The sequence below is a fragment of the Motiliproteus sp. genome (genome assembly GCF_965230735.1).
Classification (GTDB): domain Bacteria; phylum Pseudomonadota; class Gammaproteobacteria; order Pseudomonadales; family Balneatricaceae; genus Motiliproteus.
The window spans coordinates 2,353,822-2,376,196 of record NZ_OZ246016.1; the positions used below are offsets into that span (position 1 = coordinate 2,353,822).

19 protein-coding genes are annotated in these 22,375 nt (G+C 57.6%); 10 read left to right on the forward strand and 9 right to left on the reverse strand.

Annotated elements, in window-relative coordinates; translation table 11 throughout:
- Positions 1–34: 34 nt before the first annotated feature.
- Positions 35–1,252 carry a CaiB/BaiF CoA transferase family protein gene (locus ACO05M_RS10990; RefSeq protein ID WP_421862469.1) on the reverse strand — a complete coding sequence of 406 codons (1,218 nt, stop codon included), beginning with the start codon at positions 1,250–1,252 and terminating at the stop codon, positions 35–37.
- A gap of 69 nt (positions 1,253–1,321) precedes the next feature.
- Positions 1,322–2,509, reverse strand: a complete 1,188-nt coding sequence (locus tag ACO05M_RS10995; RefSeq protein ID WP_421862471.1) for an acyl-CoA dehydrogenase — start codon at positions 2,507–2,509, stop codon at positions 1,322–1,324.
- Between the two features lie 117 nt (positions 2,510–2,626).
- Between ACO05M_RS10995 and ACO05M_RS11000 the strand changes: the two genes are divergently transcribed.
- On the forward strand, positions 2,627–3,517 hold the full coding sequence (locus ACO05M_RS11000) for a LysR family transcriptional regulator (RefSeq protein ID WP_421862474.1): 891 nt from the start codon (positions 2,627–2,629) through the stop codon (positions 3,515–3,517).
- Between the two features lie 203 nt (positions 3,518–3,720).
- Here ACO05M_RS11000 and ACO05M_RS11005 read toward each other — a convergent pair whose 3' ends face one another.
- Both ACO05M_RS11005 and ACO05M_RS11010 read right to left on the reverse strand, forming a co-directional pair.
- Positions 3,721–4,380, reverse strand: coding sequence for a ChrR family anti-sigma-E factor (locus tag ACO05M_RS11005; RefSeq protein ID WP_421862477.1), 660 nt, complete (start codon positions 4,378–4,380; stop codon positions 3,721–3,723).
- Positions 4,377–4,964 (reverse strand): sigma-70 family RNA polymerase sigma factor, encoded by a 588-nt coding sequence (locus ACO05M_RS11010; protein ID WP_421862481.1) that lies wholly within the window; start codon positions 4,962–4,964, stop codon positions 4,377–4,379. Before ACO05M_RS11010 ends, ACO05M_RS11005 begins: the two co-directional genes overlap by 4 nt.
- 182 nt (positions 4,965–5,146) lie before the next feature.
- On the opposite strand from ACO05M_RS11010, the gene ACO05M_RS11015 reads away from it, so the two are divergent.
- Genes ACO05M_RS11015 through ACO05M_RS11045 form a run of 7 tightly spaced genes read left to right on the forward strand, consistent with a single transcriptional unit; the run spans position 5,147 to position 12,383 of the window.
- Positions 5,147–6,553 (forward strand): NAD(P)/FAD-dependent oxidoreductase, encoded by a 1,407-nt coding sequence (locus ACO05M_RS11015; protein ID WP_421862484.1) that lies wholly within the window; start codon positions 5,147–5,149, stop codon positions 6,551–6,553.
- Positions 6,553–7,545, forward strand: coding sequence for a DUF1365 domain-containing protein (locus ACO05M_RS11020; RefSeq protein WP_421862487.1), 993 nt, complete (start codon positions 6,553–6,555; stop codon positions 7,543–7,545). Before ACO05M_RS11015 ends, ACO05M_RS11020 begins: the two co-directional genes overlap by 1 nt.
- Entirely contained in the window at positions 7,526–8,785 is a 1,260-nt protein-coding gene (locus ACO05M_RS11025; RefSeq protein ID WP_421862490.1) for a class I SAM-dependent methyltransferase, read from the forward strand. Before ACO05M_RS11020 ends, ACO05M_RS11025 begins: the two co-directional genes overlap by 20 nt.
- Positions 8,751–10,151 carry an MFS transporter gene (locus ACO05M_RS11030; RefSeq protein WP_421862494.1) on the forward strand — a complete coding sequence of 467 codons (1,401 nt, stop codon included), beginning with the start codon at positions 8,751–8,753 and terminating at the stop codon, positions 10,149–10,151. Before ACO05M_RS11025 ends, ACO05M_RS11030 begins: the two co-directional genes overlap by 35 nt.
- 2 nt (positions 10,152–10,153) lie before the next feature.
- A complete protein-coding gene (locus ACO05M_RS11035; protein WP_421862497.1) occupies positions 10,154–10,999 on the forward strand; it encodes a DUF6134 family protein in 846 nt (281 codons plus the stop codon).
- Positions 10,996–11,844: an SDR family NAD(P)-dependent oxidoreductase gene (locus ACO05M_RS11040; protein WP_421862500.1), complete on the forward strand. Its 849-nt coding sequence runs from the start codon at positions 10,996–10,998 to the stop codon at positions 11,842–11,844. Before ACO05M_RS11035 ends, ACO05M_RS11040 begins: the two co-directional genes overlap by 4 nt.
- Positions 11,845–11,846: 2 nt before the next feature.
- On the forward strand, positions 11,847–12,383 hold the full coding sequence (locus ACO05M_RS11045) for a nuclear transport factor 2 family protein (protein WP_421862503.1): 537 nt from the start codon (positions 11,847–11,849) through the stop codon (positions 12,381–12,383).
- Positions 12,384–12,412: 29 nt separating this feature from the next.
- On the opposite strand, the gene ACO05M_RS11050 is transcribed toward ACO05M_RS11045, so the two are convergent.
- Positions 12,413–14,335 (reverse strand): sensor domain-containing diguanylate cyclase, encoded by a 1,923-nt coding sequence (locus ACO05M_RS11050; RefSeq protein WP_421862506.1) that lies wholly within the window; start codon positions 14,333–14,335, stop codon positions 12,413–12,415.
- 449 nt (positions 14,336–14,784) lie between these two features.
- On the opposite strand from ACO05M_RS11050, the gene ACO05M_RS11055 reads away from it, so the two are divergent.
- Together ACO05M_RS11055 and pntB are read left to right on the forward strand one after the other, a co-directional pair.
- Entirely contained in the window at positions 14,785–16,347 is a 1,563-nt protein-coding gene (locus ACO05M_RS11055) for a Re/Si-specific NAD(P)(+) transhydrogenase subunit alpha (RefSeq protein ID WP_421862509.1), read from the forward strand.
- A 2-nt stretch (positions 16,348–16,349) separates the two neighbouring features.
- Complete coding sequence (gene pntB / locus ACO05M_RS11060; protein WP_421862513.1) at positions 16,350–17,732, forward strand: Re/Si-specific NAD(P)(+) transhydrogenase subunit beta; 1,383 nt, start codon at positions 16,350–16,352, stop codon at positions 17,730–17,732.
- A gap of 39 nt (positions 17,733–17,771) precedes the next feature.
- On the opposite strand, the gene ACO05M_RS11065 is transcribed toward pntB, so the two are convergent.
- The 4 genes from ACO05M_RS11065 to ACO05M_RS11080 all read right to left on the reverse strand — a co-directional run bounded on the left by ACO05M_RS11065 (position 17,772) and on the right by ACO05M_RS11080 (position 22,295).
- A complete protein-coding gene (locus tag ACO05M_RS11065) occupies positions 17,772–18,638 on the reverse strand; it encodes a DMT family transporter (protein ID WP_421862516.1) in 867 nt (288 codons plus the stop codon).
- Positions 18,639–18,782: 144 nt separating this feature from the next.
- The gene (locus tag ACO05M_RS11070; RefSeq protein ID WP_421862519.1) at positions 18,783–19,493 is read right to left on the reverse strand and encodes a helix-turn-helix domain-containing protein; all 711 of its coding nucleotides are present in this window, start codon (positions 19,491–19,493) and stop codon (positions 18,783–18,785) included.
- Between the two features lie 104 nt (positions 19,494–19,597).
- Complete coding sequence (locus tag ACO05M_RS11075; protein WP_421862522.1) at positions 19,598–20,959, reverse strand: sensor domain-containing diguanylate cyclase; 1,362 nt, start codon at positions 20,957–20,959, stop codon at positions 19,598–19,600.
- A 158-nt stretch (positions 20,960–21,117) separates the two neighbouring features.
- A protein-coding gene (locus ACO05M_RS11080) for an IS3 family transposase (RefSeq protein WP_421862525.1) occupies positions 21,118–22,295 on the reverse strand; the annotation gives its coding sequence in 2 pieces (ribosomal slippage) (positions 21,118–22,025 and positions 22,025–22,295; 1,179 coding nt in all).
- Positions 22,296–22,375: the final 80 nt, after the last annotated feature.

The window sequence follows — 22,375 nt, forward strand, 5'->3', positions numbered from 1 at the left end:
GTCAACCTATATCAGGACAAGACAGCTGGTCCGATCAGATGCACTGCTGCTGACGCAACGCGTCGATCTGCTCGTCGCTGTAGCCCAGCTCCTGCAGGGTCTGCTCGGTAGCATCCCCAAGCTTCGGTGGCGCCTGGTCGGTGCTGACCGGGGTGCGGGAGAAACGGATCGGATTGTTGACCAGGTTCAAGTTGTCATTATCCGGGTGCTGCAGGGTCTGCTTCATACCGCGGGCCAGCAGCTGGGGATCTTCGAACAGCTGGTCGATCCGATTGATCGGACCGCAGGGGACGCTGCGCGCTTCCAGTCCGTCGAGCCAGTACTGGCTGGTTTGGGTGGCGATTAGCTCAGCGATGGCGGCACAGAGCGGTTCGCGGTTCTCGACCCGGGCACGGTTGGTGGCGTACAGCGGATCATCGGCCCATTGCTGATCGGCCAGTTCGCAGAACGCCCGGAACTGGGAGTCGTTGCCCACCGCCAGGATGATATGGCCATCGCTGGTGGCAAACGCCTGGTAGGGGACGATATTCGGGTGTGCATTGCCGAGTCGTTGCGGCACCTTGCCACCGACCAGGTAGTTGGTGGCCTGATTGGCCAGCACCGCCGCCTGTACATCAAACAGTGCCAGGTCGATATGCTGGCCCAGTCCGGAGCGCTGACGTTCCAGCAGGGCGCCCTGTACTGCAATGGTGGCATAGAGGCCGGTGAACAGATCGGTAACCGCGACGCCGACTTTAACCGGCCCACCGCCGGGCTTCTCGTAGGGCTCACCGGTGATGCTCATCAGTCCGCCCATGCCCTGGATCATAAAGTCGTAACCGGCCCGGTGTGCATAGGGACCGTCCTGGCCAAAACCGGTGATCGAGCAATACACCAGCTGCGGATTGACCGTTCTGAGGCTGTCGTAGTCCAGGCCGTATTTTTTCAGTCCGCCGACCTTGTAGTTTTCCAGTAGCACGTCGGAACGCGCAGCCAGATCGCGGATGATCTGCTGGCCGGCTTCGGTGGTGATATCGACGGTGACCGAGCGTTTACCGCGGTTGGCGGCCATGTAGTAGGCGGCCTCAGCGGTGTCGTTGCCGTCGGCATCTTTGAGGTAGGGAGGGCCCCAGTGGCGGGTATCGTCGCCACAACCGGGGCGCTCGATCTTGATCACTTCGGCACCCAGATCGGCCAGGCTCTGACCCGCCCAAGGGCCGGCCAATATCCGGCTCATGTCCAGTACCCGGATACCTTGCAGTGGTGCGTTCATGGTAACCCTCACACAACGTAGATAAAAAAAACCGGATGCTGAATCAGCATCCGGTGCAAGAGCAGGCGATTAGAAGAACGCCTGCAGACCTGTTTGGGCACGCCCCAGAATCAGCGCATGGATATCCTGGGTACCTTCGTAGGTGTTGACCACTTCCAGGTTGACCATGTGACGCATGACCGGGAATTCATCGGAGATACCGTTGCCGCCGTGCATGTCACGGGCTTCACGGGCGATCTCCAGAGCTTTGACGCAGTTGTTGCGCTTCATCATCGAGATCAGTTCCGGGGCCAGCTTGCCTTCATCCTTCAGGCGAGAGGCGCGCAGGCTGCCCTGCAGACCCAGGCTGATATCGGTTTGCATGATGGCCAGTTTCTTCTGGATCAGCTGGTTCTGCGCCAGCGGGCGACCGAACTGCTTACGCTCCATGGTGTAGTTCAGGGCGGAGTGCCAGCAGGCTTCGGCAGCACCCAATGCACCCCAGGAGATACCCAGACGGGCGCTGTTCAGACAGCCGAACGGGCCTTTCAGGCCTTCAACGTTAGGCAGCAGGTTCTCTTCCGGCACGAACACTTCGTCCATCACGATCTCACCGGTGATGGAGCTGCGCAGGGCCAGCTTGCCTTCGATCTTCGGTGCACTCAGTCCCGGCATGCCTTTCTCGAGGATAAAGCCGCGGATCTTGCCGTCGTCGGTCTTGCCCCAGACGATGAACACATCGGCGATCGGGGAGTTGGTGATCCACATTTTGGCACCGCTGAGCTTGTAGCCACCGTCAACGCTACGGGCACGGGTCACCATGGAGCCGGGATCAGAACCGTGGTCAGGCTCGGTCAGACCAAAACAACCGATCCACTCACCGGTGGCCAGCTTCGGCAGGTACTTCTGCTTCTGCTCTTCGGAGCCGTAAGCGTAGATCGGGTACATCACCAGGCTGGACTGAACACTCATCATCGAGCGGTAGCCGGAGTCAACACGCTCAACTTCGCGGGCGATCAGGCCGTAGCCGACGTAGCTGATGCCGGGGCAGCCATAGCCTTCCAGCTGCGGGCCCAGCAGACCCATTTCACCCATCTCACGGAAGATGGCCGGATCGGTGTGCTCGTTCTGGAACGCTTCACGAACGCGCGGCTGCAGTTGCTCCTGACAGTAAGCACGTGCGGCATCACGGATCATCCGCTCTTCTTCGGTCAGTTGATCTTCGAACAGAAACGGGTCTTCCCAGTTGAATTTGGCCCAGCTCGGTTGTGAGGACATGTTGGCTTCCTGTGTTGGGATGTTTGATTGATGTAACAAAAGGTATCACTTGTTTTTCGATAAAAATAATATATGTTTTATATCTAGAGAATATTTATCGATTATGGATTTTGCGCCATGGACAAACGTCAGTTACAGATTTTCCAGACCGTGGCCCGCTGTGGCGGCTTTACCAAGGCATCGAAATCGCTGCATATGGCCCAGCCGGCGGTCAGTATCGCGATCAAGAAGCTGGAACAGGAGTTTGGTCTGATGCTGTTTGATCGCAGCGAAAAGCAGATCGAACTCACTGCCGAAGGACGGGTGCTGCTGGATCATGCCGACCGTATTCTGGATCAGTTTCACCAGGCCGGTATGGCGATGTCGGAGCTGAGCGGTGTGGTTGGCGGTGAAGTCAGGTTGCTGACGTCGGCGATGCTGGGGTCCTATCTGCTGCCGGAGCAGTTGGCTTCTTTCCGGCGCGACTTTCCCAGGGTGAGAGTACGTGTCAGCAGCGAGGGCACCCAGCGAGCTGCCGAAATGATCGAAGCCGGGGAGGCAGAACTCGGGGTTCTGCATCTGGATAAGGTCTCCCCGACTCTGGAAGCCAGGCCATTTGCCCGTGAGGAGGTTGTCGTCTGCGTGGCTACAGATGACCCCTTGGCGCGTTATCCGTCGATCACCTTCGAGCAGTTTGTTCAGCGTGATCTGGTGGTTTATGAGCCGGGCTATTACCTGCGAGAGTTGCTGGAACAGACCTCCCGTGAGGAGGGTCATCCGCTGCGGATCGGGCTTGAAACCAACTTGTTGCGTTTAATGCTGTCGCTGGTACGTCAGGGCAGCGGCATCAGCATCTGTCTGCGGCATGTGCTGGAGCATGAATCCGGGCTGGTGGCGCTGTCGTTCGAAGAGCCGGTATATCTCAATCTCGGTATCGGCTGGCACCGAAAGCGCTACCTGTCGCGGGCAGGGCGGGCTCTGTTGGAGCATCTTTGCGGTGACCTTGAAGACTCTCCGCTAGATGATTGAACGTTAAGTAAAAAATCAATCTAGTTAATGGTATTTGGTTGCCGGTTTTGGCGGGTTTCTGGTCTGTGTCCAATATGAATATGAATCACTAAACTATTTATACCGTTATCTTTGGTGTGGCTAGATTTAGCTGATCGAACGCTGAGCGGTTGATAAGTGAAGCCGGGGTTGGTGCCCGATCAGGATCTCTTTAAACGGGTAATTCAATCAAAACTGAAGACCAGCCCCTGCATTAAACGCGGCACCCAGCTGTTGAACCGCAATGGGGCATCGGTGGCGATCAGGCAGATACAGTGCTCGTTGCGGTCTGCGATCGGTTGATGCTCAATCTCATCATCCAGGTCGGCAATGTCGCCGGGCTGGAAGCGACCGATCTCGTCGCTGTAGGAACCGCGCAGCACCATCGTCAACTCGCTACCTTGGTGGCCGTGGGCCGGCATGCAGGTTCCCGGGGCGATCCGCAGCAGGCTTAGGTTGGAGCTTCCCAGATCGATTTTGTGCTGCTGAATCCCCGGCGCGATCCGCTTCCAGGGCACTGTCTCGAAATCTTGATCCGTCCAGTTCTGCAACAGTGCCGGGATCAAAGACTTTTTGGGTAGTGCTGCCCCATGGGACTCAGACTTTGTCTGTCCAGCGGGTTCGTCAAGACGATCGAAGAGTGCCTGCTTGCAGTCAGGGGACACCTCTGCCGGTTGCAGCCGTTGCATCAACTCGGCCCCCAGCTGTTCCGCCTGACGCAAGCGTTGACGGCAGCGAGGACAATGGCGCAGATGGCAGGCAACCAGGACGGCAAAATTACGCTCAAGGGTGGCATTCGAAAAAGCGAGCAGGGTGGCATCATCCGGATGGTATTGAATCTTCATCGGGCACCTCCCAAGCAGCTGCGTAACTTCTCGAAGGCCAAGCGCAGGGTCGATTTGACGCTGCCCAAGGGAATCTCCATCGACTGGGCAATTTCTGCGTGGCTTTTGCCTTGGTAATAACTCATGTAAAGCACCTGAGCTTGGCGTGACGGTAGCTGCTGCAATGTGTTGCTGAGTAGCTGTCCATCCAGCTCCGATTCCAGTTCCCGTTCGGTTTGTGTGGCACCGTCCAGCGCCATGGCATCCGGTTCGGGGGGAGGGCGATCGGCTAAGCGCTGATGGCGTAAATGGTCGTAGTATTTATTGCGCGCTACCCGATAGATCCAGGTGGCCGCGTTGCCTCGTTCTGCATTGAACTGATGGGCACGGTGCCAGACCTGCAACAGGGTTTCTTGCAGAATCTCTTCCGCTATCGCTGCACCGGCCCCTCGGCCGATCAGATAGCTTTTGAGCAGCGGTGCAAAGTGGTCATACAAGGCGGAGAACTGCTGACGATCGCGTTCGGCGGCGATTCGATTCAGCACCTTCGACCAGTCCTGCTGGGTCTCTATTCCATCCATCGGCTTGCTACAAATCTCATTCATACCCGTAATACGAACCACCCCGGGAGTTGGATCACCGCCCTGGGTGTTAAAAATCACTATAGACGCGCTGATAAGGAGGTTTTCGAAGAATTTTCCGACTCAGAGTGATCCGCTTTTCTGTGTCGAACGTAACCCTTTCAAACTAGGCTCAATTTGAGTCGGCTGAAATGAGGAAGCTGTCGATGTCTAACCCCCGCTTTGCTGTTAACGCCCGATCGACTGAACCGCAGCGGATTGCCGTGGTGGGCTCTGGTATTGCCGGTCTGAGCTGTGCCTGGCTGTTGGCGCAGCAGCATGACGTGACACTGTTTGAGAAGGATGATCGGTTTGGCGGGCATTCCAACACAGTGGTGCTGGAAGGTGTCGATGATCAACCGCCCCTGCCGGTGGATACCGGCTTTATCGTTTTCAATCCTCAGTCTTACCCGAATCTGGTGGCGTTGTTCGAGCATCTGGAAGTGCCGGTCCGGGCAACTGATATGTCATTTTCAGTGTCGATCAACCAGGGACAGATGGAGTACGCCGGTAGCGACCTGACCGGTTTGCTGGCTCAATCGTCAAACCTGCTTCGCCCCGGATTCTGGCGAATGTTGGCCGATATCCTGCGTTTCTATCGCCAGGCACCCCAATTGCTTAACGAACTGGATGATCAGACCTCTCTGGGTCAGCTGATCGAACAGTATGGCTATGGCCGTCGTTTTCGGGATGACCATCTGCTGCCGATGGGGGCGGCCATCTGGTCGACACCGGCCAGTCAGATGCTCGATTACCCGGCCAAGACTTTCCTTCGTTTCTGCGCCAACCATGGCTTGCTTCAATTACGGGACCGTCCCCAGTGGATGACGGTGGAGGGGGGCAGTCGGGAATATGTCGAACGGTTGGTGGATCAACTGGGTGAACGGGCGGTGGTCAACCGCGGAGTTCGCAGTATCCAACGCACGGGAGATCATGTGCTGCTGACCGACTGGCAGGGCCAATACTGGCAATTTGATCAGTTGGTATTGGCCTGTCATGCCGACCAGTCGCTGAAACTGCTTAGTGATGCTGACCAACAAGAGCAGGCCTTGCTGCAGGCCTTCAAGTTCGAGCGCAATCGGGCCTTGCTGCACAGCGATGAGCGGTTGATGCCGTTGCGCAAACGGGCCTGGGCGAGCTGGAACTACCTTTGCCGGCGTCAATCCGAAACCGATACGTCGCTTAGCGTCAGCTATTGGATGAACCGGTTACAGGGCTTACCGGAGCATCGTCCGCTGTTCGTGACATTGAATCCGCTTATGGAGCCGGATCCGGAACGGGTTCATGCAGCGTTTCTGTATGATCATCCGACCTTCGATGCGTCCGCATTACAAGCCCAGCGCGAACTCTGGCACCTGCAGGGCCATAACAATACCTGGTATTGCGGTGCCTGGTGCGGCTATGGGTTTCACGAGGACGGACTGCAGGCCGGATTGGCGGTGGCCGAAGCCCTGGGGCAGCAGCGCCGGCCCTGGCAAGTCGACGGTATGTACGATCGGATTCCATTGCCGCAGAACTGGTTCGAGCGAGGTACGGCCGCCGCTGCCAAACAGGCCGGAGGGGAGGCGGCCTGATGGACGCGCCTGCCCTGAACAGCGGCCTGTATCGGGCCGAGGTGATGCATCAGCGGCTGCGACCCCGTTCGCATCGGTTCGACTACCGGATCAGCAGCTGGCTGATCGATCTGGACGAGTTGGTAACTCTCGATCGGCTGGGACTGCTTCACTTCAACCGTCCGGGTTTGTTCAGTTTTTATGAGCGTGATCATGGTGACGGCAGTGAGCGGGGACTCAAGCAGCAGTGCCAACAGCTTTTGGCCGAGCGGGGCTTGCCCCCGGCCAGCCATATTCGACTGTTGTGCCAGCCACGCTGTTTCGGATTCGGATTCAATTCGCTGGCGATCTACTTTTGTTATCACGAGGATGGGCAGCTTTTTGCCACGCTCTACGAGGTCAGCAACACCTTTGGAGAACGTCATACCTACGTGATCGGATGCCCCTCTTTTAAAGGGTCGCGGCTACGCCAGCGGGCCGATAAGCGGATGTCGGTATCTCCGTTTATCGCTCTCGATGGTGAGTATCACTTCCGACTGCTGCCGCCCGGCGAACAGTTCTCGGTGCTGATCCATTATCGGGATACAGCCGGACCGTTGCTGTTGGCTCGTTGGCGAGGCCAGCGGGTGCCGCTGCAGCGCCGGGTGCTGCTCAGGGAACTGCTGCGCCCGCCCATGGCACTCAAAACGCTGGGATTGATCCACTGGCAGGCATTGAAGCTGTGGATCAAGCGGATCCCTTTTATCTCACCCCGAAAAACCCAACCCTACGCGACCAGCGCCGGTTCAATCCTCGAAGGCGTTGTTGAACAGCAGTCATCCTCGGGCCGTTTTTCAGGTCCATTGAGTCAGGAGAATGTCGATGGAAACCCTGCGCAGCAAGCAGAGTACAACAATGCTATTTCGAACCGAGAACAGGTCAAACCCGCAGCCGGCAAGCAATCCGAATCCGCGATCGCTGCCGTCGTCTCTGCCCCGCGCCGCTCAGGCGTGGATGCCGGTCTCCCAAGGTAGCGGCTATTCCCGACAGCTGCCATCGCCTCAGGCGGATCAGCTCCAGTCTGAATCCTGGATATGGCGTTTGCTGCTGCCGCGATTTGCGCGCAAGTTCAAGCAGGCTAAGGTCTCGCGAATCGATATCTCGTTACCCGGCGGTCACTGTATCCATCTGGGGCAACTGCGTGCCGAACAGCCGGTACCGCGGGTTGAACTCAAACACCCGCAAGCGCTGATCCGCGGCTGGTTTGGTGGTTTGATGGGCTGGGCCGAGGGCTATATGGCCGGTGACTGGTCCTGTCGACGGCTGCTGCGTTTAACCGACTGGGCCATGGCCAACGAGCAAGCCCTGGAACAGGCTTTCGGTGGCACCGGGATAGCGGCCGCCATGCACCGACTGGTGCACCGACTTCGTCCCAATAGCCTACGGGGGTCGCGGCGAAATATCGCCAGTCACTATGACCTGGGGAATGAATTCTATCGCCGTTGGCTCGACCCCAGCATGACCTATTCATCCGCCCTGTTCGACAAGCCGGGGCTGTCGCTGGAGCAGGCTCAACAGGCCAAGAACGCCAAGGTGATCGAATGGTTGGAAGCTAATCCGGGTGATCGGGTGCTGGAGATCGGCTGCGGTTGGGGTGGTTTGGCCCAGCAACTCTGCGATAGCCGGTCAAATCAGGTTGATTATCTGGGCATCACCCTGTCCGAGGAGCAACTGGCTTGGTGTCGGCAGCGAACATTTAACGATCGTCAGGACGTTGAGTTTGAGCTTTGCGATTACCGGCATCTGCACCGGTGCTACGACCGGATCGTTTCGATCGAAATGCTCGAGGCCGTGGGTGAGGCGAACTGGCCAATCTTTTTCAACCAGCTGAAGCAGCGCTTGAGTCGAGAGGGTTGTGCGGTCATCCAGGTCATCACCATCTCGGATCAGCGCTTTGCCGGGTACCGACGCGGTGCCGATTTTATCCAGCGTTACATCTTTCCGGGCGGCATGTTGCCCAGCCCCGCCGTGTTCGCCGAGCAGGTCGAGCGAGCCGGGTTGCAGATTGATCGGCAGTTGAGTTTCGGGCCGGACTACGGCAGTACGCTGAATATCTGGGCCGATCGTTTCGAACGGGCCTGGCCGGAGCTGCAGACATTGGGGTTCGACCAGCGCTTCTACCGTATGTGGCGCTATTACCTGGCCTACTGTGAAAGCGGTTTTAAATCCGGCTCCATCGATGTCCAGCTCTACCGTCTCCGACACGCCGATTAAAGCCGGCCGGATCGGCTCACACCCTCTTAGCGCCGCCCAGCAGCTGAGTTACGCCTTGCCGGCGGTGCCGATGGCGCTGCCCACCCTGGCGGTCTATATCTGGCTGCCGACCTTCTACGCCGAACAGACCCAGCTTACGCTATTGCAGGCGGGTACGGCGCTTCTGCTGGCGCGGCTACTCGATCTGCTCAGTGATCTGGCCGCCGGACGCTACTGTGATCGGCCGATTCTGGGACTACCTCGTCGACGGGGCTGGATGCTGTTGGGGCTGTTGCTGGCCAGCCCGGCATTGTTGATGCTGTTTGATCCACCGGCGGAGTCGGGTTGGCCGAGATTGCTGCTGTTGGCGTCGTTGCTCTATGTGGGCTGGACCCTGATACAGATCCCGTGGCAGGCCTGGCTGGTCGATCTGTGTCCCGACAGCGATCGTCGCTTGAAACTCTGCGGCTGGCGTGAAAGCGCCGGTTTATTGGGACTGCTGTTGTCGGCAGCCTTGCCGGTCGTACTGTTGGAGAACGGTGCCACGCTCCGCCAAGCTCTGGCTTCTCTGGCCCTGTCTACCTTGCTGATGGCGTTGCCATGCGCGTGGTTGCTGTCCCGACTCCCCGAACCGGACACAAGGATCGGCGTGCAGTCCCACGGTTGGCGAGATTTGTGGCAACTTCGGCGTAACCGGTTATGGCTTCGACTACTGTCGGCCTGGGGACTCAATACCCTGGCGAACGGTATTGCGGCAGTACTGTTTCCACTGGCCGTCAGTATCGGTTTTGGCGGTGATGACCGAACCCGGGTGTGGCTGCTGTTGCTCTATTTCGGCGCTGCCCTGATAGCGTTGCCGTTCTGGAGTCGCAGCCGGGTAGAGCTGCATCGGCTTTGGGGCGGGGCGATGATAATGGCGGCACTGGTGTTCCTGTTGGTGCCGTTGCTACCAGCCGATCATGTCATCGGGCTTTGGGGGTTTGCCCTGGTCTGCCTGTTGACCGGTGTCGTGTTGGGGGCGGATTTGGCACTGCCGCCGGTGATGCAGGCCAACCTGGTGGATTGGGATCGCTGGCGTTTCGACAAGGAGCGGGCGCTGGCCTGCTTTGCCGGTCACTCGATGGTGATGAAACTGTCACTGGGCGCCGCTGCGGCATTGGCGCCGGCTCTGCTGTGGTTGTTGTCAGACGGTGAAGAACCGACCGGGGCGGTTGATCCGGAGCGACGTTTTGAGTTGCTGGTGATCTACGCCTGGCTGCCGTGCGTATTAAAACTATCGGCAGTCGCTTTGTTATGGCGTTACCCACTGGGTCGGCAGCGCCACCGGATGATCCTGACGCGACTGCATCGTCATCAAGAAGATCAGTTCGGAAGGCTCGGGAGGTAGCGATGTACTGGCTTAGAGTGATAGGGGCGCTGCTGTTGGGATTGCTGTTGGTCCACAGCCCCCATGTTCTGGCGTCGGTGGGCGGACCCGGTCCGGAAGCCGATCGCCATCAACACTGGCAAATGCTGTACGGGGATTCGATCGAGTTTGAAGTGTGGCGAGATGGTGAACCGGTCGGCCGCTACCACACCCGGTTTGATGGCGGGGCGGGACAGCTCAGGGTTGAAGCGCAAATGGAGCTGGAGTTGAGCTGGCTCTGGTGGCGTTATCGTTATCGATATCAAGCGGTTGAGCTTTGGCAGCAAGGCCATTTGAGCGCCCTGAGTTCGCGAATCGACGATGACGGAGAGCAGATTCACTATCATTTTGTTCGCTTTGGCGATCAGTTGATCGAAACGGATGCGTCCCTGACCCCTGTTGCATCGAGCCGGGCGAAACCGGTGCCGTTGCCGGTGCTGGCGAGCCATCATTACGACATTGCGGTTTTGGATCAGGGGCGAGTGCTCAATACCCTGACCGGTCAGCTCAATCGCTTTCAGGTGGAGCAGCTCGGGTCAATGACAATAGCTTCGGCCCGGGGCAAGATCGACGCGCGGGGGTTCCGTTATCAGGGGGAACTGCACGATACCGAAGTCTGGTATGACGAGCGCAATCGATGGGTCGGACTGCGCTTTAAAGATCGGCGAGGGATGACAGTGGAGTTTCGCTGTCAACGCTGCGGCAGGGATCAGTCCACGAACCTGATGATGCGATTCCCGGCAACGGGAGTCGGGTGGCCGCTGCCGTTGGGTCGGGTGTTGAATCCTGACCAGTCTCCACAACTGATCAGACCGCGGTGGCAGCTATGAAACAGCCGGTTTCCGTCGCGGCAGAGCAGCCGCTGGTATGGATAACCGGTGCCAGCCAGGGAATCGGTGCCGCTCTGGCACTGGAATATGCGGCCCGGGGCTGGCGCGTAGCCGCCAGTGCCCGAAATGCGGCGCGACTTCAACAGGTACAGCGAAGGGCGCTGCCGTTGCCCGGGTCCGTCGAACCTTTCCCTTTGGATGTGTGCGAACGTGATCAGCATCAACAGGTGTTGGATCGGATAGAGGCACGCTTCGGCCCGGTTCGGTTAGCGATTCTGAATGCGGGGAGTCATCGCCCCCAATCTGCCCTCGAGTTCGACAGCGGCCTGGTCCGCGAGCTGATGGAGTTAAACCTGATGGGGGTGGCCAATGGTTTAGAGGTATTGATCCGGCGTATGCTCAACAGAACCCCAACTCAAGACGCGCATGCGTGCCATCCGCCAACGCCCCGACATGCTATCGATCCGGCCCGCACGCGTGGCACGATTGCGGTCGTCGCATCCCTGGCCGGTTATCGGGGTTTACCCAATGCCGCTGCCTACGGCGCCAGCAAAGCGGCACTGATCAATCTCTGTGAAGCCCTGCGTTTAGAGTTGGCGGATACCCCGGTGCGGCTGCAGCTGATCAACCCGGGTTTTGTCAAAACTCCGCTGACCGATCGCAATACGTTTCGGATGCCGTTTTTAATCGAGGCCGAGCAGGCTGCCAGGGAGATCGCCGATGGCCTGGAAACCGAACGCTTTGAAATTCGATTTCCAAGTCAGTTCGGCTGGTTGATGGCGTTGTTGCGACAGTTGCCGTATGGATTGTACTTCCCGTTAGTCCGACGCTTAACCGGAGTCTGATCATGAAACCGCTTCAATCACCGCAGGATAAGGTCGCTGTGCATCAAGTTGCTGACTCGTTGACGCTGACGGCACGGCAGCGTTGCGCGCGTAACTATTTTGAACTGTTCAATCGGCTACACCGTTATCAGACCGAAACCGCCAGCGGAGACTCGCAGCTGATGGCCGAGCTGGGGGTGTTGGTCAGTGACGGGATCTGCTTTGAAGACCCATTCGGCGCCGTCGAAGGCCGCAAGGCACTGACCGATTACTTGATTCGATTTGCCGAGCAGGTAGAGGAGGGACATTTCGAGCTGCTCCAGCAGGCCGGGGATGATAACGCCTGTATGCTGCTCTGGCGGTTCAGCGGCTTCAACCGCCGCTTTGGTGATGCCGATGGTATCTGGTGTTTTGAAGGGGTGTCGGTGCTCTATTTCGACGATGAGGACAAGATCTGTCGCCATATCGATTATTGGGACTCGGGAACCTGCGTCTACCAAAAGCTGCCTGTGCTGGGCGGCTTGATCCGTTGGATAAAACGGCGGATTCACCAGGGTTGAGCAGATAAAGCCGCGACTAACCCAGCCACTCAGCTACCGATACCATCACTATCGGTGCTGATGGCGACCAGCTTATCGGGTTTCTGAAGTGCCAGCTGCAGTGCCTGCGCGGCTCGGCCGATCAGCATTCGACGGTTATCACCGGTTTGGCTCTGTACCAACCCGATGGAGAGATTGAATCTTAGCTCGTTGCGGGGCGGATTCTTCGATAGGTGCTGGAGTTTATTGGCCAGAACCGAAGCGTTCTGGATCGCCGTACACGGACAGATGATCAAGAAACGCTGGTCATCCCAGCGGCCGAGCAGGTCGACGCTGCGAACATTGTTGCTCAGCAGCTCACCGAAACGGCTCAGGATCTCCTCGTGCTCCCAAATCTCGGTGTCGTTAGGGCCTTCGAGCCGGATCAGAATGACCGAGAATAGAAGCTCTGGATAGCGCTGGAACAGGTTGAGCTGCTGCTCCAGCATCACATCCAGATGGCGTCGGTTCATCAGCAGCGTCTGAGGGTCAACGGTCGACAGCTGCTTCATCAGTTTGTGGTCGGTAATATCCTTGGAAACCTGGGTATATCCGATGATCGTCCCCTGTCGATCAAACTCCGGTGTGATGGTGGTACTGACCCAGCAATCATGTCCCTGCTTGTCGCGATTACAGAGTTCGCCATGCCACTGTCGACCGCTACTCAGGGTGCGTAAAATTTCCTCGTAGATTCTGGGTGAGCTGTCCGGATGACAGACCAGGCTATAGGGCTGACCGATCAATTCCTGGCGGGTGTAACCGCTGATTTCACAAAAAGCTTGGCTGACATGGGTGAAATTACCCTCGATGTCGGTGCGCGAGCTGATCACGTTTTGATCCAGCAGGCGATTACTTTGCCGCAGCTTGACCAGAACGCGGTGCAGATGACGATGCAGTCGTTCGGGGATACGTGAACTCAACCATGCCAGAGGCAGCGCAACCAGTGTGACCAGCAGAGCAATCAGCAGCGTGTTGAACAGAGTACTGTCGCCGAGGTCGGGTGGGAGCAGCTGCTTGGGGGTCAGCACCAGATAGAGTGGCTGATCGTTCTGCAGCAGCTCGCCCAGCGGCAAACGGTAGCTTTGAGAATCATCGGCATCAGCGTTACCCTGCGCCGTCAACGAGGTCCGGTTCGATGCGGAACTCAGCGGCTGGTCCAAGTCGGCACTGTGCAGAACCCTGGACTCAGTATGTTCCCCTTCGACCAGCTGCACCACGAAATTGGTCGAATAGATTAATTCCCGCAGCAGGTGCCGCACATCCAGCGTCGCGACCAAAATTCCGTTCAGGCGTCCTTCGACATAAACCGGTGTGGCACTTTGAAAGCTGGGCCGAGCGTTAATGCCATCGGTGGAGATATTCAGCAGCGAGTGCTTAACATCGCCGTGGGCGAGCAGTCGGGCACTGTCGATTAAGGTTGAACGTTGATCCAGAGGCAGGCGGCGGTCGATACGGATATCGGACTCTTGCCGGCTTAGCGGACTGTTGGTGTGCGGGTTGCTCAGATCGGCTGAGCGGTAACTGTCACCGCGATTTACGCAGAGCTGCGCTTGACCTTGGCTATCCAGGTAGCATAACTGGCGATAGAGGCTGTTGGAGGTTGTCGTCGCCAGATAGAGGTTGCGTAGGGATTGGGTCGACTCGCTGGTCTGGTCGACTAGGTAACGGTGAGTTATCGGGTTGTTGGCCAGTGAGGCAAGCTGGTTGTCTAGGCTACGCAGTCGGTGCCGCAACCGTTCGATGATCCGGTCATGCTCGATGCGATATTGCTGCTGGATCTGGTAACTGCTGGTCGTTTGTTGCAGATGATGGTGGGCCAGTGAAGTGACAACAGCGACGGCGGCGCCAAAGCCGATAAAGCAGAGCACCGAGATTAGAAAGGTACGGCCCCATGAGCGGCCGAGGGTGTCACCAGAGTCGAGTCGATCCATCATTTCCTTCCGGCTTGCTGCAATCGACACTGACGGCATCCGGCCGTAGACGGCTTCATCGATTGAGCACGCAAAGACAGGGTAATTTGTCCCTGTTTGACGTTTAGGTCAAGTTAATTTCACTCATAGTGAACGGGGTTGGGTGGAATTTCCGAACTTGATCCAGCGAAATGATCGACGGGGATTGGATTGGGAGGGTGATGCTGTCTTCGTCGATCGCCTCTCGTCCGAGGATTTAGACGCGTAAGTCGCCGTCGTTGGCGGCAATAACACTTTAGCAGCGATCTGGTGATACGTTGGGTGGCTGTCTTTTTTCGACTTCTATCGCGTCGTTATTTCTTGTAAAACTAGGCTGTTATCAAAGTGTTTGGGCTATAACTTCTCAATCGGTTTCATTAAAGGAATCTTGGTGTTGATTCCCAGATAGCGTCCTGTCAGACGTGGAGAGACGTATGAAAATAGGTGTACCCAAGGAGATTCACCCCGGAGAAAAGCGGGTGGCTTTGACTCCGCCGCTGGTTAAACAGCTGCAGCAGATGGGCTATGAGGTAGCGATCGAGGCTGGTGCCGGGCTGGGATCTAACTTTACCGATCAGGCCTATGCCGATGTGGGGGTCGAGGTGATTGATGGCGCCGAGGCGCTCTGGTCTGCCGCCGATATCGTACTCAAGGTCCGCCCGCCGGAGCAGAACACGTCGTTGGGCAAGCACGAGGCTGACCTGCTCAACGAAGGCGCGATCCTGACCAGCTTTATCTGGCCGGCCCAGAATCCGGACCTGATGGAGCGGCTGACTGCGCGCAAAGCCAATGTGCTGGCGATGGACTCGGTGCCTCGGATCAGCCGCTCGCAACGCTGTGATGCGCTCAGTTCGATGGCCAACATCGCCGGTTATCGGGCCGTGGTTGAGGCCTCGAATCACTTTGGACGCTTCCTCAACGGCCAGATCACGGCCGCCGGTAAGGTTCAGCCGGCTAAGGTACTGATTATCGGTGCCGGGGTGGCGGGTCTGGCCGCGATCGGTTGTGCCGGACGTATGGGGGCCATCGTTCGTGCCTTCGACACCCGTCCGGTGGTGAAGGAGCAGGTGGAGTCGATGGACGCCGAGTTCCTCACCGTCGAGATCGAAGAGGACGGCAGCGGCGGCGGTGGTTACGCCAAGGAGATGTCTAAAGAATTTATCGACGCCGAGATGGCGCTGTTCCGCGAGCAGGCCAGAGAGGTGGATATCATTATCACCACCGCGCTGATTCCAGGAAAACCGGCGCCCAAACTGATCCTCGAAGATATGGTCGAGATGATGGCCGAAGGTAGTGTCATCGTTGACCTGGCCGCCGAGCAGGGCGGCAACTGTGAGCTGACCGTTCCCGGCGAGGTGGTGGTTCGCCACGGGGTCTCCATCATCGGTTTCACCGATCTGCCCAGCCGCTTGCCGACCCAGTCCAGCCAGCTGTACGCCACCAACGTGCGTAACGTGCTGTCGGAACTGACCCCGGATAAAGACGGTAAGCCCAACTTCAACATGGAAGACACCATTATCCGCGGCACCACCGTGATCCATGAGGGTGAAGTGATCTGGCCGCCGCCCCCGCCGGAGCTGTCGGTTGCACCGCCTCCCAAGGCTGCGCCCGAACCGGTGCCCGAGCCGGAACCGATGTCGGCCGGCAAACGGGCGGCGATCACCTTCGGCAGTATGGGCGTGGCAATGATCCTGCTATTGATGCTGGGTTCGGTGGCCCCGGCGGCCTTTATGTCGCACTTGATCGTGTTCGTGCTCAGCTGCTTCGTCGGCTGGCAGGTGGTCTGGGCGGTGACCCCGGCGCTGCATACTCCGTTGATGAGTGTGACCAATGCCATCAGCGGCATCATTATTATCGGTGCGTTACTCCAAGCTGGCTCGTCCAGCAGTGTGGTCGGCTTCCTGGCCTTTATCGCGATCCTGATCGCCAGCATTAATATCGCCGGTGGTTTCTATGTCACCCAGCGCATGCTGAAGATGTTTGTCAGGGAGGACTGAGCATGAGCGGATTAGTTACTTCAGCCTACATTGGCGCCAGCATCCTGTTTATTCTCAGCCTGGGCGGCTTGAGTCACCAGGAGACCGCGCGTCGCGGCAACATCTACGGCATCGCCGGGATGGCGTTGGCGATACTGGCCACCATCGGCAGCGATCAGGTTTCCGGCCTGGGTTGGATCATGATTGCGATGCTGATCGGCGGCGCGATCGGGATCTACTTCGCCGTCAAGGTGCAGATGACCGAGATGCCCGAGCTGGTGGCGATGATGCACAGCTTCGTCGGCCTGGCCGCGGTGCTGGTCGGCTACGCCAGCTATCTGGATCCCAGTGCCCATTTCGAGGGGGCCGAGAAAACCATCCATGAAGTGGAGATCTACCTCGGAGTGTTGATCGGTGCGGCGACCTTCTCCGGCTCGCTGATCGCGTTCGGCAAACTGCGAGGTCTGGTGCAGAGCAAGCCACTGCTGCTGCCGGGGCGCCACTACCTCAATCTCGGTGCGCTGATTCTGTCGATCATCCTGGGCATGAGCTTTGTCGGCGCTGAAAATGGCGCCTTCTGGGCGCTGTTCCTGATGACCCTGATCGCGCTGGCCTTCGGCGTCCATATGGTGATGGCGATCGGTGGGGCCGACATGCCGGTGGTGGTGTCGATGCTCAACAGCTACTCCGGTTGGGCGGCCGCCGCAGCCGGATTTATGTTGTCCAACGACCTGTTGATCGTGGTCGGCGCGCTGGTGGGCTCCAGTGGTGCGATTCTGAGTTACATCATGTGCCGGGCGATGAACCGCAAGTTCGTCAACGTTATCCTAGGCGGGTTTGGTACCACCACCAGCACTAGCGCTGTTGAAGGCGAGGAGCAGGGTGAGGTGACCCCGACCAGTGCCGAAGAGGTTGCCGAGATGCTCAACAATGCCGATAGCGTGGTCATCGTACCCGGCTACGGTATGGCGGTGGCTCACGCGCAGCACCCGGTGTCGGAGATTACCCAGGCGCTGCGGGCCAAAGGGGTTAATGTTCGGTTCGCCATTCACCCGGTCGCCGGGCGGATGCCGGGGCATATGAACGTGCTGCTGGCCGAGGCCAAGGTGCCTTACGATCTGGTGCTGGAGATGGACGAGATCAACGACGATCTGCCGGATACCGATGTGGTACTGGTGATCGGCGCCAACGATACCGTCAACCCGATGGCGGCGGAAGATCCTACCAGCCCGATCGCCGGGATGCCGGTGATCGAGGTCTGGAAGTCCACCACCGTGGTGGTGTTCAAGCGTTCGATGGCCACCGGCTACTCAGGTGTCGAGAATCCGCTGTTCTTTAAGGAGAACAGCCGGATGTTGTTCGGCGATGCGCGCGAGAGTGTCGACGCGATTTTCAAGCAGCTGTAATCGAATCTGGGGTCTCTTCGGCTCGAATAAAGCCCGGCATTACGCCGGGCTTTTTTGTGGATCGGCTTTGTTGGTTTTGGCTTTGATTTTGAGCGTACCGAGTACGGCGCCGCCGCTGATCAGGGCCACAGCGATGACGACGTTGCTGCTGAGTGGGGCATCCCCGAACAGAATCAGCAGCCCGGTCGACAACAGCGGGGTGAAGTAGGACAGTGCCCCGATCGTGCGTGGGTCACCACGCTTCATCGCCGCGTCCCAGCAGTAAAAGGAGATACCCATCGGACCAAGCCCCAGCAGTGCCATCGTTATCAGGTCTTGTTGGTTTAGGTCAGGCGTTGTTTCGAACAGACCATGACAGACCAGCGCCAGCACGCCGGCTAACAGACAGAACAGCCCCACGGTTGCTGAGCTGAAGTCACCGCTACGCCGGGTCAGCAGCGAGTAACGAGCCCAGATAATGGCGGCGGCAATCCCTAGCACATACCCCAAGCCATGGTCCGGATTAAAGCTGGCATCGTTACCGCCGAGAATCACGGTGGCCGCGCCGCTGAAGCCCAGCACACCGCCGAGAATATGGTTCCGGTTCAGATGGAAACCGGCAAGATACAGCGGTGATAACAGCACGATCAGCAACGGCCAGAGATAGTTGAGCAGATTGGCTTCAACGGCGGGGGCGTGGCGATAGGCCATAAACAGTGCGAAGTGGTAACCGAAGATACCGAACACGCCCATCTGCAGGATCGATCTTTTCGGATGCCAATGGCGGTATTTGGGCAGCGATAGCAGCCCTCCCAGCAGTAAGGCCACGCCGAGTACCAGAAACGGCGGCAGGTGGTTGAGGCGGGTCGCCAGCAAAGCCAGCGAACTCCAGAGGCCGATCGCGGCGATCGCAAACAAATAGGGCACGGTGTATACCTCAGGAATAAAGTTCAGAAGTTTGGAAAGAGGCCAATCAGTTTGCAAATGGTACCCAATAAACAGCCTCGTGTGTTTGGTTAAAAGCCGGTGTTTTATGGTGCAAGGCTGGAAGGCTTGGCTGGGATGGCTGATCTATCCCAGGCGAAGTTGGCTGGGTGGGTGGCCGTAATGGCAAGAGAACCGATGGCTGAACGTGGAGAGGTCTCGGTAGCCGACCTGCTGAGCGATGATACCGATCGGGTAGTCGGTGTGCAGCAATAGGGCCCGGGCTTTCTCCATCCGTAACCGCAGCAGCTGTTGGCCCACGGTACGTCCGGTCTGTTTCTTGAACAGGGTTTTGAGTTGGCTCAGGCTCAGGCAGGCGATCTCGGCCAGTTCGGCCAGCGAAGGCGACCGACTAAGATCCTTTTCCAGATGATTGAGAACACGGCTGATACGGCTGTCATGGCTGTGCAGGAAGCTCTGCTCGCTTAGCAGTCGAATAAACCAGTCGCCCAGCTGTGGTTCCAACTCCGGACTGACCTGGTGCTCCAGCTGTTGCTGAACGAAGGTACAAAACGCCTGTACCGCAGGACTGATACGAATGATGGCCTGGTCGGAACAGAGCAGGTTGACCGGTAACAGTGTCAGGTCGGCCACCAGAAAGCTGGCATCCGGGTCGGGGGCAAACCAGTGGGATTGGCCAGCCGGAATGATCACGCAGCTGCCGGGGGCTGCGCGTCCACGCTGGCCGAGGGTTTCGATGTCGATGCTACCGGCCAGTGGTAACACCAGTTGATGGTAGTCATGCTGATGCTTGTCCGAGTGGAAGGCGTAGGAGCGGATCGACAGTCGTGCACTCATGCGGTGAGGTTCTTCTGAAAAACTGACAGGTTCTTATACCGCGTCGATGCTGTTTCAGCAAAGATTCGATCGCTCAGTCGCGCCCGCCGTCTTCAGAAATTGCCTCAAATCTCCTCGCCGCTTTTGACCACCCGGTCCTTGCCGAGTGCCTTGGCTTGGTAGAGCGCCTGGTCTGCCCGTTCGATCACCGATTCCAAGCCTTCAGTCGGGGCCCGCCATTGGGCCACACCCAGGCTGGCGGTGACCTGGACAACCTGTTTGTTCGCTTTGGTCTTTAGCGTACGGATCGCGTGGCACAGCTTCTCGGCCGCTTGGCTGGCCTCATCGTCGGTGGTTTCGGGTAACAGGATGACGAACTCTTCGCCACCGTATCGGGCCACAATGTCGTTGTTGCGTGACTGGTTGTTGAGGGTCTTGCCGACGTTTTGAATGACCAGATCGCCGACGCGATGCCCCCGGCTATCATTGATGGCTTTGAAGTTGTCGATGTCGAGCATGATGATCGAGAAATTGCGGTCATAGCGCTGGCAGGCTGTCAGCTCATCTTCACCCCGGCGCATAAACTCGCGCCGGTTCAGGGTCTTGGTCAGCGGGTCTTCGATCGAGAGGCGGGCTTGCTTACGAATGCGTAGCAACAGCAACAGGGTCAGACAGCAAACACAAAAAACCAGTATCAGCGTGGCCAGAGAGGCCCACAGCTGAATATCCTGATAACTCGATAACACCGTTTGGTATTCGCACTCGGTAGTGACTTTGAACGGATGGGAGCGAAGCTCCTGGGTCAGGCTCAGCTTCGGACCTGTGTTGGTGTTGCGGTTGATCTGGGCGTAGACCTTGTCATTGCTGTGAGAGATCGACGCGCTGATATTGGGATCGTCGACCAGTTGCATCAGAACATCGCGGAGATAGTCGGTCTTGATGATGGCGACCAGAATGGCCACTACATCATTGTTGCTTGAGCGCACCGGAATGCTGACGGCAAAAAACCATTGGTCTTGGTGAACACGGGACAACTTGGGCTCACCAACCCAGACCTCGGTACTCGGTTGTTCTCGATAAATCGACGAGTAAGGGCGATCTTTGACCGAAGGCGGGGTTCCGTTGCCGGTCCAATAAGCGATCTCGCCATTGCGATCGAGTATCAATAGATCCATCAACTGAGGGGCATTGGATTTCAGCGCGATCAATCTTTCGTTAATTTCACCCGCTTTGGCGTCGACAAGGGACAATGTGCTGGCAATGCCCTTGAGCAGCTGCTGTGCCCCGGAGATCGACTGAGCAACCTGCTGGCCGATATGGCCATTGAGCATTGCCAATCGGGTTTGATGATCGACGATCAGGTTACTTCGATGCAGGCCCAAGGACGTTGTGGTGATGGCAATCAGCAGAAAAACGGTGACGAACCCGATGACCAACGCCAGGACCGATGTTCGATGACCGCCAATGCTGTTGAATAGACCCCGCATACCGCTGAGCACCTGCTGGGATAATCTGGTTGGGTGATTGTAGACGTTCTCCCGGTAGAGCCAAGCCAAAGATCAGCTGTTCACCGATCTGACTCTGACTTACTTGGCCTTATTTTATAGCCTGTCGGATTAACCGTATTTGATGAAAACTGTAGTGGTCAAGTAAAACTGGCCACGGATTTGTACGCATTCCAGTAGTTTTTCTCTGTCATATTCGGCGGCAACATATCGTTGTGTTGATGCGGCCGGACCTGGCTGTAATAGCCAATCAAGTAATCAGTAATCGACTGCTTGGCTTGAGCAAATGAGGTGTAGCCAGTTTCGGGTATCCACTCCGTTTTCAGGCTGCGGAAGAAGCGTTCCATTGGCGCGTTATCCCAACAGTTTCCTCTTCGACTCATGCTCTGCTGGATCTGGTAGCGCCATAGGTGCTGCCTGAACCGCAAGCTGGTGTATTGAACACCTTGGTCGCTGTGGAACATCAGATCCTTCGGCCTTCCTCTCGATTCATACGCCATCATCAACGCCTTACTTGTCAGCTTGCTATCAGCTTTTAGCGATAGCGCCCAGCCGACTGGCCTGCGGGCATAAAGATCCAGTACGACCGCTAGGTAAGCCCAACGCTCTCCAGTCCAGACATAGGTGATGTCGCCACACCAAACCTGGTTAGGTTTGCCGACCACGAACTGTCGATCTAGTGCGTTCGGGATTGCCACATGAAGCTTATCGGCTCGCTTATACGCATGTTTTGGCAGCTGGTTGCTCACGAGGCGTAACTCCTTCATCAGCTTGCTTGCAACATAACGGCTGAGTGCCACGCCTCGCTGAGTGACGATGCTGGCCACTGTTCTTGCTCCGGCAGACCCTCCGCTCAACTGATGGGCGGCTCGCACCATCAGTTTAAGCTTGCGACGATAAGGGTTATCGCTTCGAGGCTGGCTGCGCCAGTACTTGTAACTGCTGCGCTGAATATCGAAGATCTGGCACAGCTGTTTGATCGGATAGCTCTCTTGAAGACGCTGAATTATCGAATATTTTTCAGCTCGTCTGACATCAAGAGAGCCAAGCCCTTTTTTAGAATCTCTTTCTCCGTCTCTGCGCGTTTGAGCTGTCTCTCTAGCTCCCTTATACGACGCTGCTCCGGGGTCATCGGCGCGGCTTTCGGACTGTCCCCGCTACGCTCCTGTTTGAGTTGACGTACCCACTTCTCCATTGAGGAGCGACTGACGTTCATCGCCTCACAAGCTTCGCGGATGGTGTAGCCGTGGTCGATAACCAGTTGAGCTGATTCGAGACGGAATTCGGGGCTGAAGTTAGGTCGAGATTTTCGGGTCATTGGATCACCTGTTGTTGAAGAGGTGATGCTATCACCTCTATTCAGGTGGCCAAATTCACTATGCCACTACAAACCAAGTT

Coding starts and splice junctions, on each gene's coding strand:
- ACO05M_RS11035 (WP_421862497.1), top strand. CDS start 10,154: ATGTACTGGCTTAGAGTGATAGGGGCGCTGCTGTTGGGATTGCTGTTG.
- ACO05M_RS11040 (WP_421862500.1), top strand. CDS start 10,996: ATGAAACAGCCGGTTTCCGTCGCGGCAGAGCAGCCGCTGGTATGGATA.
- ACO05M_RS11015 (WP_421862484.1), top strand. CDS start 5,147: ATGTCTAACCCCCGCTTTGCTGTTAACGCCCGATCGACTGAACCGCAG.
- ACO05M_RS11030 (WP_421862494.1), top strand. CDS start 8,751: ATGTCCAGCTCTACCGTCTCCGACACGCCGATTAAAGCCGGCCGGATC.
- ACO05M_RS11050 (WP_421862506.1), bottom strand. CDS start 14,335: ATGATGGATCGACTCGACTCTGGTGACACCCTCGGCCGCTCATGGGGC.
- ACO05M_RS11070 (WP_421862519.1), bottom strand. CDS start 19,493: ATGAGTGCACGACTGTCGATCCGCTCCTACGCCTTCCACTCGGACAAG.
- ACO05M_RS11020 (WP_421862487.1), top strand. CDS start 6,553: ATGGACGCGCCTGCCCTGAACAGCGGCCTGTATCGGGCCGAGGTGATG.
- ACO05M_RS11000 (WP_421862474.1), top strand. CDS start 2,627: ATGGACAAACGTCAGTTACAGATTTTCCAGACCGTGGCCCGCTGTGGC.
- ACO05M_RS11005 (WP_421862477.1), bottom strand. CDS start 4,380: ATGAAGATTCAATACCATCCGGATGATGCCACCCTGCTCGCTTTTTCG.
- ACO05M_RS11055 (WP_421862509.1), top strand. CDS start 14,785: ATGAAAATAGGTGTACCCAAGGAGATTCACCCCGGAGAAAAGCGGGTG.
- ACO05M_RS11010 (WP_421862481.1), bottom strand. CDS start 4,964: ATGAATGAGATTTGTAGCAAGCCGATGGATGGAATAGAGACCCAGCAG.
- ACO05M_RS11025 (WP_421862490.1), top strand. CDS start 7,526: ATGCCGGTCTCCCAAGGTAGCGGCTATTCCCGACAGCTGCCATCGCCT.
- ACO05M_RS10990 (WP_421862469.1), bottom strand. CDS start 1,252: ATGAACGCACCACTGCAAGGTATCCGGGTACTGGACATGAGCCGGATA.
- ACO05M_RS11045 (WP_421862503.1), top strand. CDS start 11,847: ATGAAACCGCTTCAATCACCGCAGGATAAGGTCGCTGTGCATCAAGTT.
- ACO05M_RS11075 (WP_421862522.1), bottom strand. CDS start 20,959: ATGCGGGGTCTATTCAACAGCATTGGCGGTCATCGAACATCGGTCCTG.
- ACO05M_RS10995 (WP_421862471.1), bottom strand. CDS start 2,509: ATGTCCTCACAACCGAGCTGGGCCAAATTCAACTGGGAAGACCCGTTT.
- pntB (WP_421862513.1), top strand. CDS start 16,350: ATGAGCGGATTAGTTACTTCAGCCTACATTGGCGCCAGCATCCTGTTT.